This window comes from Phyllobacterium sp. 01N428 (assembly GCF_056399405.1).
This window is the reverse complement of record NZ_JBFTRH010000009.1, coordinates 42,855-57,667: the sequence shown is the minus strand read 5'-3', so window position 1 is coordinate 57,667 and position 14,813 is coordinate 42,855. Positions and strand designations below refer to the sequence as shown.

Sequence of the window (14,813 nt, the reverse complement as noted above, 5' to 3'; positions counted from 1 at the left end):
ACCGGCAGCACATTTGCGCGCCGCCGAATGAAGTTGCCGGCCCTCAGTCCGGCCGGAGCGCGGCGAGGGCGGTATCGAAATCCTTCTCCCCACGGTGCAGCGCAGCAACGATCCGCCCGTGTTCGAGAATGATGATCCTGTCGGCGAGTTCTGCTTCGCGGCGAATATGCGTCGCGATCACGACTGCATGGCCCGGCATGGCACTGCGGAGCCGTTGCAGCACGTCGCGGGCGGTGGCGCCATCGAGGCCTTCGGTCGGCTCGTCGAGCAGCCAGAGCGGCGCATCGCGCAAAAGCAGTCGCGCGAGAGCAAGGCGCCGCGATTGTCCGCCGGAAAGGCCGAGCCCGCCTTCGCCAAGACTGGTGCCGAGGCCCGCCGGAAGCGATGCGATAAGCTCGTTGAGACCCGCCTGATCAAGCGCGCGATGAAGCTGCGCATCATCCGCTTCCGGAGCTGCCAGCCGCAGATTGTCACGCAGCGTGTCCTGGAAGAGTTCGGTCCTCTGCGTCAGCAGAGCAGATTTTGCGGTAGCGACTTCGCCGCGATCGGCGCCAAGTTCACCGGCAATGAGCGCCAGCAGGGTCGACTTGCCGGCACCGCTCGGCCCGATCAGTGCCACACGCTCGCCATCGGCAACAGTGAAGTTTAATGCGTGGAGGGCGGGGAGGGGGGCGCCGTCATGGGTGACCCTGGCATTCGCAATACGAACCGCTTTGCCGTTCCGCGCCGCTGTTCGTGGCAGGGGAGGGGAGGGGGGTGCTAGGCTTGGTCCAATTCGCCGTGCGGCGAGTAAGGTGCGGCCAAGCTCCACGGCGCCCCGGCGCAATGCTGCAAAAGGTTCGAGCGCTGCGAGGGCCACCAGAACGCCAAGCGCAGCAACGGGACCGTTGATCGTGCCCGCGCTGGCCAGAGCCGCCATCGCAATGAGCGTCCCGCCGAGCAGGATCGCCGATGCGACCCCAAGCCCTCCGCCGGCGAAAACCTCGATCCAGTTCAGACGGCTGTCAGCGGCAGCAACCCGGCGATCGGCGGCCGCCACCGCTTGCACCTGGGCCGCAAGCCGCCCCGTCATCAAAAGATCAGTCTGTCCGGCAACGAGATCGATGCTGCGGGAGCGGATCGCCTCAAGCGCGTGAGCGCGGCGTATCGACGAGGCACCCGCGAACCTTGCGGCGATGACCGGCACGCCGAGCCCTGTCAGAAGCAGGAATGCGCCTGCGGCAAGACCGACAAGCGGATGCATCATCCCAAATGTCAAGGCGACGGCGAGCGCTGTCACGATCGCAACGGCTGCCGGTACGAGCACACGGAGATATAGCGAATCGAGCGCGTCGATATCGGCGGTAAGACGGAACAGCAGGCGCGACGGCCGCTGAACGAGCAACCTTGCAGATTGTGGGCGTGACCAGCTGCGAAACAATTGTTCACGTAACCCAGCGAGCACACCGAGTGTTGCATCATGGGTTGTCAGGCGCTCGCCATAACGCGCTGCCGTTCGCGCGAGAGCCAGAAATCGGATGGCGGCTGCGGGCGCGAATACATCGAATGCAAACGCGGTTGCAGATGAAAGTCCAGCAATGGCGGTCGCAGTGATGAACCACCCTGAGAGGCCAAGAAGCATGATGCCGGTAAGAACCGTGACCGCTGCGAGCAATGCACCAGCAAGGAGCATGCTGCGGCGTTCCCTATAGAACAGTGCAATGATCGGCCGGAAAGTGTGGAGGATGCCCATCACGCAACCTCCTGCGCGATCTGAGGCGATAGCCTGACGATGCGATCCATGCGGGCGGCGAGTATCGGATCGTGTGTTGCAACGATCAGTGTCTTGCCCCTGGCGATTTCGAGGAGACCTTCGGTGATTTCGCGAGCGGTGATCGTGTCCAGATGTGCCGTCGGCTCATCGGCGAGGATAAGGCTCTTTCCTGAGCAGCCCGCAGCAGCACGCGCGAGCGCCAGCCTCAATATCTCGCCGCCCGAAAGGCCGGAACCGCCCTCGCCCAATTGAAGATTGCCGTGGGCTTCGGCGACGTGTTCGAGGGCGGCAAGAGCCAGTGCACCGTTCGTCCGCGCCTCGTCGACATCGGGACGCCCAAGCGCGATATTCTCATATAGTGAGCCGGCAAATATATGCGCCCTTTGGCCGATCCAAATCATTCGATTGCGCAACTGAGCTGCAGTCGCGCTCGTAAGATGCGTGCCGTCGATGAGGATCCTGCCATTTTCAAGGGGAGCCAGTCCTGCAATCAGCGCAAGCAGGGTGGACTTGCCCGACCCGCTCGGGCCCAGTATCGCGACACGCTCTCCGGGCTTTACCTCAAGGTCGAAGTCCTCCAGCACATCGCGATCCCGCGCGGCATGAGAATAGCCAAGCCCTTCGATCGAGACTGACGCGGCCTTATCATCGTCGTTCTGATCATTGCTACCAGACCCGCCCACAATGGCGATGCCCTGATCGCTGAGTTCGGCAAGTGCGGCCAGGGCCGCTTCACCGGCAGCACGGTCGTGCCACACGGCTGAAAGTTCCCGCAGTGGTTCGAAGAAGGCCGGCGCTAGCAGGAGGATGAACAAGCCCTCGCTTAGATCGAGTCGCCCGCCCCAGGCGCCGAAAGGCAACTGTCCAAGATAGTGGAAACCGATATAGACGGCGACCATGGCGACGCCGAGGGCTGCAAAGAGTTCGAGAACCGCCGAAGAGAGAAAGGCAACCCGTAGCACCGCCATCGTACGCGAGCGCAGGGATTCGGCGTTGGCGCGCAAACGGTCGGCCGTGAGGTCAACTGCATCGAAAACGCGTATGGACGTCATTCCACGCAGGCGATCAAGAAGAAAGCCATTCATGCTGCCCATCTCGACCAGTTGCTTCTCACTGGCAGCCTTGGCGCGCCAGCCAATCAGCGCCATGAATAGCGGTATCAGCGGCGCCGCCATCAGCAGCACCAGAGCCGGCACCCAGGAGAACGGGACGATCGAGGCAAGGATGGCAAGGGGAACGTATGTCGCCTTGAGCCGCGCCGGCTGGAAGCGGGCCAGATAGGGCAGGATAGCCTCGGCCTGTTCGGTTATCGCGCTGGCTGCAAGCCCGGAGGCGGGACGCGTCATGTCGAGGGGCGAGCGTAGCGCCAGGGAGGCGATGGCGGTTTGGCGCAGTTCGGAAAGAGTCTTGCGGGCGGAAAGGAACGCGATCCGCGTGCCCGCCGCGTCAAGAGCCGACCGCAGGACGCCGAGGGCGACAACCCCAATGGCGAGCCAGACAATATTGCGCCAATCGGTGCCCGCGATAATCTGGCCAACCGCCATTGCCAGCAACCATGCTTGCGGAAGCCAGAGGAGGGCCGCCGCTAGTTGCAACAACGCTGCCGCCTTGGCGCGAGCAGGCTTTTGCTTGTCGATCGGCAGACTGGAAGACGGCTTATGAGTCAATTCCCGCCCAGTGCATGCATCTGCCGGGCTCACCTCTGAGCGAAGCGCCAATGATGCATCTGCTGCGGGTCCCATGCCATCAACCCTTTTCAGTAGTGCGCTTCGATCTGCCGAGCGAGACGATCTTATCCTTCGCCTCTAGCAGTTTCGTGACTTTGGCGCCCAGCGTCAACAGGGTTGCCAGCCGGTCGGTCTCAAGCTGCTTGACATCCTCATACCAGGTTGTCAGCCGTTCGATCAGCCCGTGCATTTCACTCATCCGCTCCTGCGCATGCCGTTCCGCCTCACTCGCCGGCTGCTGCATCAGAATTTCTCGCAGGACCGACAGTGTAGGATCGACCTCGCGCTTTTTGCGCTCTTCCGCGAGCGTACGCAGGATCTGCCAGACGTCGTCGGGCGTCGTGAAGAAATCGCGGCGATCGTCGGGCAAGTGTTTCAAAAGAACCAGATTCCAGGCCTGCAGTTCGCGTAAGCTCATGGAAACGTTCGAGCGCGAGATGCCGAGAGCATCAACGATCTGATCCGCGTTAAGCGGCTCCGGCGAGACATAAAGCAGCGCATAGATCTGGCCAACCGTTCGGTTGATGCCCCAGCGGCTTCCCATTTCGCCAAAATGCAAAACGAAGGACTGTACGAGCGGCGGGAGATTCATGGTGCTCTTTCGCTTTATCTGTTATTTCAGAAATTACTGAAATGACAGTAGCAAAGAAAGCGAGCGGGTCAAGAATAGGTACGGGGCGGGGCGAAAATGTCGCACGCCGAGCGGGCAAACAAAAAGGCCCAGTCGCTATGACCGGGCCTCTTGCACTCTCGATTTTCAGGCTTGTCAGTTCAGGCCGAGCTTTCCGCGCAAGGTCGAAAGGTCTTCGGCGAGCGTGTTGACGGCAGCGGCAAGTACCTTGCGGTCGTCTTCGCTCAGCTTGTCGTATAGCTCGTAGCCATCGGCGGTCTTGTACTTCGCCAAGGTCGTATCGACCGCGTCGAAATTGGCCGAAACCTTGGTCACGAAAGCGGCCTCATCCTTTTCGATCAGGGGACGAACAAGATCGAAGATCTTGCGCGAACCATCGAAGTTGGCCTTGAAGTCCCAAAGGTCGGTGTGGCTGTAGCGATCTTCCTCGCCGGAAATCTTAGTGGCAGCTACTTCTTCCATCAGAACGGCAGCGCCACCGACGACCTTCTCCGGCGGCAGGGTGAGGTCGGTAATGCGCTTGTTGAGCTCGGTTACGTCAGCCATGAGCTGGTCGGCAACCGGTCCAAGACCTTCGGTGCTGTTCTGAGCGAAAAGGCCATACTCAATCCGATGGAAGCCGGTGAACCCCGGATCCTTTTCAGCAAGCTCATGATCATCGGCACGCGAGTCGATCGAGCCATCAAGGTCGCTGAAAAGCTCTGCGATCGGTTCGATCGCCTCATAGCTCATGCGGGTCGCGCCAAAGAGTGACTTCGCCTTTTCGACATCACCGGCCTTGACTGCGTCAGTGAATGCCTTGGTATCAGCGACAAGCTTCTCGGAGTTTTCCGACACATAAATCTTGTAGTCGGCGATGGGCTGCACGAGATCGAGCGGCGATACCTCGGCCACCGCGACACCAGGGAGGATGGCCGCGGAAAGGGCGAACAGGCTGGCAGATAGTGTAAGTTTAAGCTTCATCGATTATCCCCTTAAGATCTGACGCGGGTCACGGCGTGACCCGCTGCTTCGAGTAGTGTCCGGCCCAGGAAGTCGGTTTCATCAAGTGGGCCGGGTAGTGTGAAGAAGAAGCCGCCGCCGATCGGCTTGATGTATTCTTCCAGCGGTTCGCCATCCAGCTGGCGCTGCACAGTGATGAACCCTTTTTCAAGATCGGCCTGGTAACAGATGAACAACAGTCCCTGTTCGAGCTGACCGGACTTGCTGACACCATTCGAATAGTTGAACGGACGGCGCAGGATGAGATTGGCCCCGGATTCCGGCGTGCGCAGATTGGCGAGCCTGATATGGGCATCGAGCGGCGTCACCTTGCCCTCGGGATCCTTCACATAATCCGGTAAGTCATGTTCCGTTTCGCCAGAAAACGGGGCGCCGGTTGCTTTCTTGCGCCCGATGATGCGCTCCTGTTCGCCAAGCGGCGTCCGGTCCCAACGTTCGACAAAGTTGCGGATGATGCGCACCACCTGGTAGGAGCCCCGCCGCGCCCATTCGGGCTCATCGCTGTGTTCAGTCACCCAGACGATGCGGTCCATCAGTTCGGAATTGTTGGCGTCCGGATTGGCCGATCCATCGCGGAAGCCGAGGAAGTTACGCGCGCTTTCATGACCGCCGTCGGGCTTTGGCGGCAACACGGGGACAGAGCCCTCCTGCTTCCAGCGCAAAACCAGAAGGTCCGGCATGGTCTTGATGATATCGCGCAGCGCGTGAATGTTGGTATCGGGCGTATTGGACGATATCTGCAACGTCAGATCGCCGTGGCAAAGGTCGCCATCAAGCGCGTCATTGCGAAACGCCTTCATTCGCGATAACCGCTTCGGCTTGTGTGCCCCGAGCCAATCGCGCTTGGCAAAGAACGACGAGCCGAGCGAGACCGTCATGGTCAAATTATCTGGTGGGATGACGGGCCCGAGAATGCCCGAATCCGACGGCGGCAATCTGTCGTCGAAGACGGGGGGCTTGCCGCCCTGCATCAGAAAAGCGATGCGTTCCGACAAGGTGCGGAACAGCCGCTCGACGTCTTCAGGGGTCGAGGCGAGAACGTCAAAGGCTGCGATCATTCCGGCAGCCGGGCGGGGCGTGATGATACCGGCCTGATGCACGCCGTAGAAGAGCTGGCGCTCCTGCGTCTTGTCACTGACCGGCGCGTCGGTGACCTGTTCCTCCTGCTTCGCCGCCGCGCTTGCGCTGCCAAGCCCAGTGGCGAGGACACCGCCAGCCGCGCCGACGCCAAACAGTACATTTCGGCGCGTGGTGACGAGGCCCTTGTCGTTCGCCGTCATCGTCGTTACTCCAATCCCACGGCGGCGTTGAGCTTGCCGATCGCATCCGCCAGCGCCTGCATCTTCTGCGAAAGGACCTTCCGGGTATCGTCATTGACGCCGTCATAGGAAGGATAGCCCTCCGGCCCGCGAAGGGCCTTCAGCTCGGTGCTCACATCGGTCAAACGCAACTCAATATCCCCGACAACCTGCGGGGCTGCGGTCACCGCGACGGGCTTCATCAGCGCCATCATCCGCGATACGCCCGCGACGTTTGCCTCGAAGTCGGAAAGATCGGTCTGCGCGTAGTGGTCGACACCCGCAGCCACCTTCGTCTCTGCCGTGGACGCCATGAGGCGCTGCGCACCCTTGGCGATCTGCTCTGGGGAAATCCGCAAACCGCGAATGCGGTCTTTCAGTGCCGTCACGTCGGCCAGCAGTTTGGCCGAATAGTTTTCGAGACCCGCCGTGCTTTTCTGTGTGTAGAGGCCGTATTCGATGCGATGGAAACCCGTGAACGCCGGATCCTGCTCGCGCTTCTCGAGATAATCGGCGACAGGATCGATGGCATTGTGAAGGTCCGCGAATTGATCTGCCATCGGCTCGATCTGCTTGTAGGGAACGCGCGCGCTTTGGTAGGCTGCCTTGGCCTTTTCAAGATCGCCGGCCTTGATGGCGGCATCGAGGGCCTGGCTCGCCTTGACGAGGCTGTTTCCCTGGGTAACGAGAAACACCTGGAATTCGGCGAGCGGCCCAAGATAGGCGCGAAGTGCCGGCCGCGCCGCCTCGGCGTCGGATACGGCGGACGGTGTCACGTGCAAAGTTCCGCGCGGATTGTTGAGGAGCCCACAGGTGATCTCATAATCGCCGGGCTTTAATTTCGCCTGTAGCGTCTGGCTGATTCCCGGCGCGATATTCTCCCGCTCCTCGATCACCATGACGCCGTCGAGAATTTCCCACTCGAGCGCGCGATCCGATTGGTTGACGATCGTAAATGTAGAGGGACCGGCGGCCACGGTAATCGCATTGGGATCGCAGGCGCCGTTCTTGATTGTAACCGTGATGGCATCGCCGACTACCGCTGGTTTTACATTTTTCGATGCATAATAGAATGCGGCGCCGCCGGCGACGACGAGGGCCGCCGCCCCGACGACCGCCAATTGCATCAATTTCTGTGATGCGGGGCGAGGGGAGGCGGAGCCGGTGGATTGCGACATGAAAAATCGTCCGATCAGTTCGAGGGCTGGTCGCTGGCGCGTTTGCGGCAGCCGAAACGTAAGGTCGCAAGAAAAAGTAGAGGCTGATCGCAAGGAACGAGAAGTAGACGATCACTTCGCCCAGCGTCGGCATATCCTGATAGCCGAACATGCCCGACAAGATGGTCCCGAGCGGGCTGCTTATAGGCAGGATTCCGCTCAAATCGACGACCACTGTCTGCAGGCTGTTCCAGACACCTGCCTCGTGGAAATGGCGCAGTGTGCCCGCCAGAATGCCGGCGGCAACAACGAGAATGAACAGGCCCGTCCAGAAGAAGAACCGGCGGAGATTCATCCTCACGCCGCCGAAATAGATGCCGTAACCGAGCGCAATCGACACCAGAATGCCAAGGACGGCCCCAAGTGGTGCTTCGCTCGATGGGCTCTGCTGGAAGATGGCGAGCAGAAAGAACACCGATTCAAGCCCTTCGCGCGCCACTGCGAAGAACACCATGGCGATCAGTGCCGTTGCTTGCCCGGACGTATGGGCGAGGGCTTCGTCGATATGGGTATGCAACTCTGATTTGATCGAGCGCGCGGCCTTGCGCATCCAGAAAACCATGGACGCAAGCACGATGACCGCTATCAGGCCGACGATCGCCTCGAAGAACTCCTGTGCCTTTTGCGGAAACTGCGCGCTGACCAGTTGCAGGGCAGCGCCGATAAAGAGCGACAAGGCGACTGCAAGGAGAACGCCCACCCATACGGCAGGCATCCATTCACCGCGTCCGGTCTGCTTGAGATAGCTCGCGACGATACCCACGATAAGTGCTGCCTCGATACCCTCGCGCAGCATTATCAGAAACGGAACAAGCATGAATTCGAACCCCAGCGCAGGCTTTGCCGTGCGAATGACACGGCTTATACGCGGGCCAAGTCATAAACTTTCGCTAAAAACGAAGCAATAACAATATATTAGAAGTGTTCTAATCTATATCTGGACTGAATTCCTCAATTATTTCCGTATCTTGAGTACGCTTGTCCACTATAGCGCTTATCCGCTCTAAGCGCCGAGATGGAGAACTGCCGCATTATTGCCACAATTCTGAACTGCGCCTGATGGAACCTTGTCTATCCGACTTGACACTCTGTCTGCGTTCGGCAAATGTGAAACCGGTTTCACTCGCTTCGGGATAGCCGTTTGAAATTTGACCTGATGATATTGGCTCCGCACGTGCCATTCTTGCTGAAGGGCGCGCTTCTGACGGCCGAGGCCTGCGCCCTGGCTTTGCTCGGCAGCCTTGTCATCGGACTTCTCGTCGCGGCCCTGCGCACGTCATCTTCGGCCCTCCTGTCGCGTGCCGCTTTCATATATGTGGATCTCTTCCGCAATATCCCGTTCATCGTGCAACTGTTCTTCTTTTTCTACGGGCTTCCGGAAATCGGCATCTATATCGATGCCTTCACGACCGGGGTTCTCGCGCTTTCGATTGCGGGAGGTGCGTTCAGTTCCGATGTCATTCGCTCGGGAATTCTCGCCATCGATACAGGCATCCTTGAGGCCGCCGAGGTAAGCGGGCTGTCGAAACCGACTATATTTCGCAAGATCGTGATGCCGATTGCCCTGCGCACATCGATAAGGCCGCTTGGTTCTGTCTTCATCAATCTGGTTCTGACCTCGTCGATCCTTTCGACCATCACCCTCAATGAATTGACCGGTTCGGCGAAAATCGTGGCCTCCGATACGTTTCGCCCGTTCGAGGTCTATGCTGTGCTCCTGATCGTCTATGCAAGCTTGACCTATCTTATCTCGCTCGCGATAGGCGCGCTGCATCGGCGCCTCAATCGCGACCGCATGCCGGACGTCGCCTGATGCGGTATACGAGCTTCACCTCCTATGACCTGATATTGCTGGCGCAGGGTCTCGGCGTATCGGTGGCGCTCTTTCTTGTAACGACACTCATCGGATTCCTGATCGGCACGATATGGGCGGTCATACGCTTTTATCGCGTGCCTTTGCTTACGCCGCTCATTACCTTTCTCGCGGAGCTTCTTAAAAACTCGCCGGTTCTGGTCCAGCTGTTTCTTGTATTTTTCGGCCTGCCGGCACTGTTGAAGATCAACGTTACGCCGGTCGAGGCCGCTGTCATTACGCTATCTGGCAACACGGCTGCCTTCATTTACGTGATAGCCGTTGCGGCGATCGAGTCTATCGGCCGCGACCAGATCGAATCCGCACGCGTTTTCGGCCTGTCGCGCTGGCAAATATTGCGCCACGTCGTTGCGCCGCAGGCTATGGCCTTTGCCATCGGGCCCCTGACGGGACTCCTCGTCAACCAGCTCCAGGTGACATCCTTGATCTCCGTCATCGGCGTCGTCGATCTCACCAAGATCGGCAACATTCTCAATCTGCGTACACTGAAGCCATTCATCGTCTGGACCGTCGTCGGCGGTCTCTACTACATCGCCGCCAAGCTCATCGCTCTTGGTGGTGCACGGTTGGAGCGGCGCCTGCGCGCTCACACTGCATGGAAAGGTCTGTGAGATGATCCGCGCCCGCGGCGTACAAAAATCGTTCGGCTCCGCCGTGGTCCTCGACGGAATCGATCTTGACGTCAGCGTTGGCGAGGTCGTCTCTGTTCTCGGCTCCAGCGGGTCGGGAAAGTCCACGCTGATCCGCTGCATGAACGGGCTCGAACGGCTCGACGGCGGGCTCATCACCATCGACGATTTCGATGTTTCGAATCCGAAAGATCTTGCCGAGGCCCGCAAGCGCTCGGCAACCGTGTTCCAGCTCTTCAACCTCTACCCGCATATGACCGCGGTCGAAAACGTCACGCTTGCCCCGATCCGGGTGCTCAGGATTCCTCGCGCGCAGGCCGAGTCCGAGGCCCGCGCCCTGCTTGATTCTGTTGGGCTCGGGGCACGTGCCGACGCCTATCCGGCCCAGCTTTCAGGGGGGCAGCGACAGCGTGTCGGAATTTGTCGCGCTCTGGCGATGAAGCCGCGCTACCTGCTGCTGGACGAAATCACCAGTGCGCTCGACCCCGAGATGACCGCCGAGGTGCTCAATATTCTCGCGCAGCTTGCGCGTACGGGCACGACAATGGTGTTCGTCACCCACGAGATCGAATTCGCGCGGACGATTTCCTCGCGCATCGTCTTTCTCGACAAGGGCCGCCTGGTGGTCGACCTGCCGACGGACCGCTTTTTCGCGGGCGATGGCGGAATGGCCAATGCCCGTATCGCCCAGTTCCTCTCCAAAATGCGCAAAGAATAGAACATGATCCTCATCGCTAATTCCGAGGCCTGGCCCGGTTTCGAAAAATCCGTCGAGCTCTTGCAGCAGAATGCGCACGGCATCGATGCAATGGTCGCCGGCATCACCGAGGTGGAGCGCGAGGTCAAGGTGCGCAGCGTCGGCTATGGCGGCTGGCCGAACATGCTCGGCAAGATGGAACTTGATGCAGGCGTCATGGACGGAACAACGCGCGATGTCGGCGCGGTAGGTGCCGTGCCGGACACATTGCCCGTGGCCGCGCTCGCCCGCGAAGTCATGCGGCGGCTGCCGCATGTGATGCTGACAGGCGACGGCGCGCGACGCTTTGCAACTGAGATCGGATTTCCGCTCGACGACGTTCTTCTCGACGACAGCAAGCGTGTCTGGTGGCAAAGGCTCGAAAAGGAGCTCTCCTCAGAGCAGTTGTCGGCGTTCCCCGACATAGCGCTCGCCCCCCTCAGCCGCGCCATCACCGACCCCGAACGGGTGCGCGACACCACGGTGTTCCTGTCGAAGGATATGGCAAGTGGCATCCATGCCGCCACCTCGACTTCGGGTTGGGCCTGGAAATATCCGGGCCGCCTCGGCGATTCGCCAATTGCCGGCGCAGGGTTCTATGCGGATAGCCGCTATGGCGCAGCCGCCTGCACCCACACGGGCGAAATGACGATACGCTGCGGCACCGCGCGCAGCATCGTGCTTGCCCGTCGCTTCGGCTACTCATTGCGAGAAGCGGTCGATATGGCAATCGACGATCTTGCCGAACTTGACACCGGTTTCCTCGCCGGGGTCGTCGTTCATGCAATCGATGCGGCGGGCAACCATGACGTCGCAAGTTTTCGCTGCCCGGGAGAGATCAAATATTGGTTCTGGGAGCCACAATTATCGAAACCTGAGCTGCGGATTGCGAGGCAATACGATCCACGGCCCACAACAAAAAGGGGAAATGCATGAAAACCATGATTGCAAGGATTGCCGCCGTTGCTCTGACCGCGGCAGTGGCATTTACCGGTACCGCACAGGCCGGCAAGCTCGAAGAGATACGCGACCGCGGTACGGTGCGCATCGGCGTTTCGCTCGGCGGCGAGCCGATCGGCTTCCGCGACGACAAGAACAATCCAGTCGGATATGACGTCGATGTTGCGACGCAACTTGCTGCGAAGCTTGGCGTGCCGGTCGAATTCACCGACGTCTCCGGCGATGCGCGCATTTCCATGCTCGTGTCCGGCCAGCTCGACATCGTTGTCGCCAATACGTCCGCGACGCTTGAGCGGGCAAAGACGGTCAACTTCTCCATTCCCTATAATCGCGCCGGCCTGCGCGTGATCGTCCAGAAGGACGCTGGCATTGCTTCGCTTAAGGACCTCGCCGGAAAGAAGGTCGTCGTCGGCCGCGGAACGACCGGCGAAAGCTTTCTGAAAAAAGCCGTTCCGGACGCAGAGTTGGTCTATACCGATAATTTCTCGCCGGATGGCGTCCTTCTGCTGCAGCAGAAGCGTGCCGATGCAGCGATCGAAGATTCTTCGCTCCTCGATTTCCTCGCGACCAAAAACGACAACCTCGTTACCCTTCCGGGCCTCTTTTCCAACGACCCGATCGGCATCGCCGTCGCCAAGGGCGACCCGGAATTTGTGCGCTGGCTCGACATGTTCGTTTCGGCCTACATCCAGTCCGGCGCCTATGAGGCCAACTACAAGAAATGGTGGGGGGAAAAGGCCAACCCGCCGACGCTGAATCCGCTCTGGTAAAGATAGGGATGGGCCGGCTTGCCGGCCCAATTCTTTTCGTTCAGGAACTGTCGCGCGCAACGAAATAGGTCGGAACCCGCACCAGAGTTCCGCCTGACCGAAACTCTTTCGGGTGCGTGAGGAACCGCAGGATCTCCTTGATATAGATCGACTTGTCATAGCCTATCGATGAGATCGGATAGGCTTCATACTCCGCCAGTGTCACGTCGTCGAAGCCATAGAGCCGAAAGGCTTTGGGACGGGTCTGCAGGATCCCGTCTCTGTGAACATCAAGCACGCCCATGGCCATCGCGTCCGAAGTGCAGAATACGGCATCAACCTCCTTCCAGTCCGGTGACGCCGCAAGGCGTCGCCCGCTCTGGTAGGAATAGTCGCCGCGCAACTCGCCGGCGAGCGCAATGTCGTTGCTTTGAAGTTCCGACCTGTAGTGTGCGACCCGTGCCTGCTCGACGGCCGATGCCGCACGCCCTGTTACGAGAAGAGCGGTGCGAACACCTTTGCCGGCAGCATCCGCAACTGCGGCCGTGATTCCGGCCAATTCATCGGGAATAATGGCGGGCGCGGCGGCGTCGCGCATGCCGTTCAGCATCAGCACGCTGTCATTGCGAAACATCTTGCGCACCGTGGCGGCGTCGGCAAAGTCGGAGAAAACCAGCGCAGCGTCGACGTGATAGGCAATGCCGTTGCGCAGGAACTCCTCGATCCCTTGCGACGACCCGACCCGAACGAAGATCACCTGCTTGCCGATGGACTGGATCTCGCTGATCAGGAGATCGAACAGGTCGAGATCCGAAAGGTCGTGAATATGATTGACCACCACGGCAACGAGATTGACCGTCTTCGTCGTTAGGCTTCGTGCGAGGAGGTTCGGCTTGTAGCCGAGCGTCTGCGCCGCCTTGAGCACACGTTCGCGCTTGTCGGCCGAGACCGGCCTCGGCTCGCTCGAAAGCGCGCGCGATGCGATTGCACGCGAAACGCCCGCAAGCTCGGCGACGTCGGCAATCGTCGGCTGTCCAGTCTCCTTGCGCGGCTCAATCATGCAACACAGCCCCCCATTACGGTCCAGGCTGCCCCCCATGGCGATCGGTGTGGGGTGGCGTCAGACCACCCTCCTGCTTAACCGGTTCGCCGCATGGGGTTCAATGATAAAAGCGTGATCGTCAGCCGACACTCGTCTAGACGTTGGCGAGCGTCTTTTCACGCTGTTTGGCTTCTCGCGCCTGCAATTGCCTTTCCCATGCAAGCGCGTCGCCGACGATCAGATCGAGATCGTCGCGTTTTGGGGCGAAGCCGAGCAGGCTGCGCACACGCTCGTTGCCCGCCACCAGGATTGCCGGATCGCCCGCTCGGCGCGCCGCGAGTTTGACCGCAAAATCCACACCGGAAACGCGCTTCACCGCATCGATGATCTCGAGCACTGAGTAGCCATAGCCGTAACCGCAATTGGCTGCGGTGCTGCGCCCGCCATCCTCGAGATAGTTGAGGGCGCATAGATGAGCCTGCGCGAGATCGCTGACATGGATATAGTCGCGCACACAAGTCCCATCCGGCGTCGGATAATCCGTTCCGTAGACTTCCATATGCGAGCGTTCACCCGTAGCGGCCTGGCTCGCGATTTTGATGAGGTGCGTGGCGCGCGGAAACGATTGGCCCGACCTCAATTGCGGATCAGCCCCGGCAACGTTGAAATAGCGCAAGGCGACATAGTTGAAATCGGGATAAGCGGCGGCTGCATCGCGCAACATCCATTCGGTCATCAGCTTGGACGTGCCATAGGGCGAGATCGGCTGATGCGGCATGTCTTCTGTAATCGGCGTCGTCTCGGGCTCGCCGTATACCGCGGCTGTGGAAGAGAAGATGAAGTTCTTGATCCCTTCACCTATGGCAGTCTCGATCAGGTTGCGGGACTGAACAGTATTGTTGCGATAGTAGAAGAGCGGATCACGCACCGAATCGGGCACGACGATCGACCCGGCAAAATGCAGGATCGCGGTGATTCCATAGCTGCGAATGACATCGCGGACCAGTGCCTGATCGCCGATATCGCCGCGCACCAGCGGCACGTCGCTTGGCACCAGCCATGGAAAACCGCAGCTGAGATCGTCGAGAACCACAACGGAACGGCCGGCATCCTTGAGCGCCAGCGTCATGTGGCTGCCGATATAGCCTGCGCCACCGGTAACAAGAACAGTCATGGGAAGTCTCCTGAAGGATTGA

Annotated in this window: 13 protein-coding genes and 1 pseudogene; 5 read left to right on the top strand and 9 right to left on the bottom strand. The window is 60.0% G+C overall.

Going from position 1 to position 14,813, the window contains the following annotated elements; genetic code table 11:
- Window positions 1-43 precede the first annotated feature (43 nt).
- The 7 genes and pseudogenes from cydC to efeU form a co-directional block, all read right to left on the bottom strand.
- A complete protein-coding gene (cydC, locus tag AC1DNI_RS19845) occupies window positions 44-1,735 on the bottom strand; it encodes a thiol reductant ABC exporter subunit CydC (protein WP_477693121.1) in 1,692 nt (563 codons plus the stop codon).
- Window positions 1,732-3,495, bottom strand: a complete 1,764-nt coding sequence (gene cydD, locus AC1DNI_RS19840) for a thiol reductant ABC exporter subunit CydD (protein WP_477693120.1) — start codon at window positions 3,493-3,495, stop codon at window positions 1,732-1,734. The genes cydC and cydD overlap by 4 nt, the downstream gene beginning before the upstream one ends.
- 4 nt (window positions 3,496-3,499) lie before the next feature.
- Entirely contained in the window at window positions 3,500-4,072 is a 573-nt protein-coding gene (locus AC1DNI_RS19835; protein WP_153670419.1) for a GbsR/MarR family transcriptional regulator, read from the bottom strand.
- A 174-nt stretch (window positions 4,073-4,246) separates the two neighbouring features.
- Complete coding sequence (gene efeO, locus AC1DNI_RS19830; protein WP_091951890.1) at window positions 4,247-5,074, bottom strand: iron uptake system protein EfeO; 828 nt, start codon at window positions 5,072-5,074, stop codon at window positions 4,247-4,249.
- An 11-nt stretch (window positions 5,075-5,085) separates the two neighbouring features.
- Entirely contained in the window at window positions 5,086-6,393 is a 1,308-nt protein-coding gene (efeB, locus tag AC1DNI_RS19825; RefSeq protein WP_477693119.1) for an iron uptake transporter deferrochelatase/peroxidase subunit, read from the bottom strand.
- Window positions 6,394-6,398: 5 nt separating this feature from the next.
- Window positions 6,399-7,538, bottom strand: coding sequence for an iron uptake system protein EfeO (gene efeO / locus AC1DNI_RS19820; protein WP_477693232.1), 1,140 nt, complete (start codon window positions 7,536-7,538; stop codon window positions 6,399-6,401).
- Window positions 7,539-7,608: 70 nt separating this feature from the next.
- Window positions 7,609-8,445 (bottom strand): annotated as a pseudogene (efeU, locus tag AC1DNI_RS19815) (iron uptake transporter permease EfeU); the annotation flags it as partial.
- Between the two features lie 324 nt (window positions 8,446-8,769).
- Here efeU and AC1DNI_RS19810 point away from each other — a divergent pair.
- From AC1DNI_RS19810 to AC1DNI_RS19790, 5 genes are read left to right on the top strand one after another with little or no spacing between them, the layout of a single operon-like run.
- Window positions 8,770-9,441 (top strand): amino acid ABC transporter permease, encoded by a 672-nt coding sequence (locus tag AC1DNI_RS19810; protein WP_477693118.1) that lies wholly within the window; start codon window positions 8,770-8,772, stop codon window positions 9,439-9,441.
- Complete coding sequence (locus AC1DNI_RS19805) at window positions 9,441-10,112, top strand: amino acid ABC transporter permease (RefSeq protein ID WP_027232961.1); 672 nt, start codon at window positions 9,441-9,443, stop codon at window positions 10,110-10,112. Before AC1DNI_RS19810 ends, AC1DNI_RS19805 begins: the two co-directional genes overlap by 1 nt.
- 1 nt (window position 10,113) lies before the next feature.
- The gene (locus AC1DNI_RS19800; protein WP_477693117.1) at window positions 10,114-10,848 is read left to right on the top strand and encodes an amino acid ABC transporter ATP-binding protein; all 735 of its coding nucleotides are present in this window, start codon (window positions 10,114-10,116) and stop codon (window positions 10,846-10,848) included.
- Window positions 10,849-10,851: 3 nt separating this feature from the next.
- Window positions 10,852-11,802: an isoaspartyl peptidase/L-asparaginase gene (locus AC1DNI_RS19795; protein WP_477693116.1), complete on the top strand. Its 951-nt coding sequence runs from the start codon at window positions 10,852-10,854 to the stop codon at window positions 11,800-11,802.
- Complete coding sequence (locus AC1DNI_RS19790; RefSeq protein WP_477693115.1) at window positions 11,799-12,596, top strand: transporter substrate-binding domain-containing protein; 798 nt, start codon at window positions 11,799-11,801, stop codon at window positions 12,594-12,596. Before AC1DNI_RS19795 ends, AC1DNI_RS19790 begins: the two co-directional genes overlap by 4 nt.
- Window positions 12,597-12,636: 40 nt before the next feature.
- Here AC1DNI_RS19790 and AC1DNI_RS19785 read toward each other — a convergent pair whose 3' ends face one another.
- Window positions 12,637-13,635, bottom strand: a complete 999-nt coding sequence (locus AC1DNI_RS19785; protein ID WP_477693114.1) for a LacI family DNA-binding transcriptional regulator — start codon at window positions 13,633-13,635, stop codon at window positions 12,637-12,639.
- Window positions 13,636-13,771: 136 nt separating this feature from the next.
- Window positions 13,772-14,791, bottom strand: a complete 1,020-nt coding sequence (galE, locus tag AC1DNI_RS19780) for a UDP-glucose 4-epimerase GalE (protein WP_228016985.1) — start codon at window positions 14,789-14,791, stop codon at window positions 13,772-13,774.
- Window positions 14,792-14,813 lie beyond the last annotated feature (22 nt).

What these genes read in the sequence shown, in the direction of transcription:
- efeO (WP_477693232.1), bottom strand. Translation starts at nt 7,538, where the DNA reads ATGCAATTGGCGGTCGTCGGGGCGGCGGCCCTCGTCGTCGCCGGCGGC.
- AC1DNI_RS19800 (WP_477693117.1), top strand. Translation starts at nt 10,114, where the DNA reads ATGATCCGCGCCCGCGGCGTACAAAAATCGTTCGGCTCCGCCGTGGTC.
- efeB (WP_477693119.1), bottom strand. Translation starts at nt 6,393, where the DNA reads ATGACGGCGAACGACAAGGGCCTCGTCACCACGCGCCGAAATGTACTG.
- AC1DNI_RS19795 (WP_477693116.1), top strand. Translation starts at nt 10,852, where the DNA reads ATGATCCTCATCGCTAATTCCGAGGCCTGGCCCGGTTTCGAAAAATCC.
- AC1DNI_RS19790 (WP_477693115.1), top strand. Translation starts at nt 11,799, where the DNA reads ATGAAAACCATGATTGCAAGGATTGCCGCCGTTGCTCTGACCGCGGCA.
- AC1DNI_RS19805 (WP_027232961.1), top strand. Translation starts at nt 9,441, where the DNA reads ATGCGGTATACGAGCTTCACCTCCTATGACCTGATATTGCTGGCGCAG.
- galE (WP_228016985.1), bottom strand. Translation starts at nt 14,791, where the DNA reads ATGACTGTTCTTGTTACCGGTGGCGCAGGCTATATCGGCAGCCACATG.
- AC1DNI_RS19835 (WP_153670419.1), bottom strand. Translation starts at nt 4,072, where the DNA reads ATGAATCTCCCGCCGCTCGTACAGTCCTTCGTTTTGCATTTTGGCGAA.
- cydD (WP_477693120.1), bottom strand. Translation starts at nt 3,495, where the DNA reads ATGGGACCCGCAGCAGATGCATCATTGGCGCTTCGCTCAGAGGTGAGC.
- efeO (WP_091951890.1), bottom strand. Translation starts at nt 5,074, where the DNA reads ATGAAGCTTAAACTTACACTATCTGCCAGCCTGTTCGCCCTTTCCGCG.
- AC1DNI_RS19785 (WP_477693114.1), bottom strand. Translation starts at nt 13,635, where the DNA reads ATGATTGAGCCGCGCAAGGAGACTGGACAGCCGACGATTGCCGACGTC.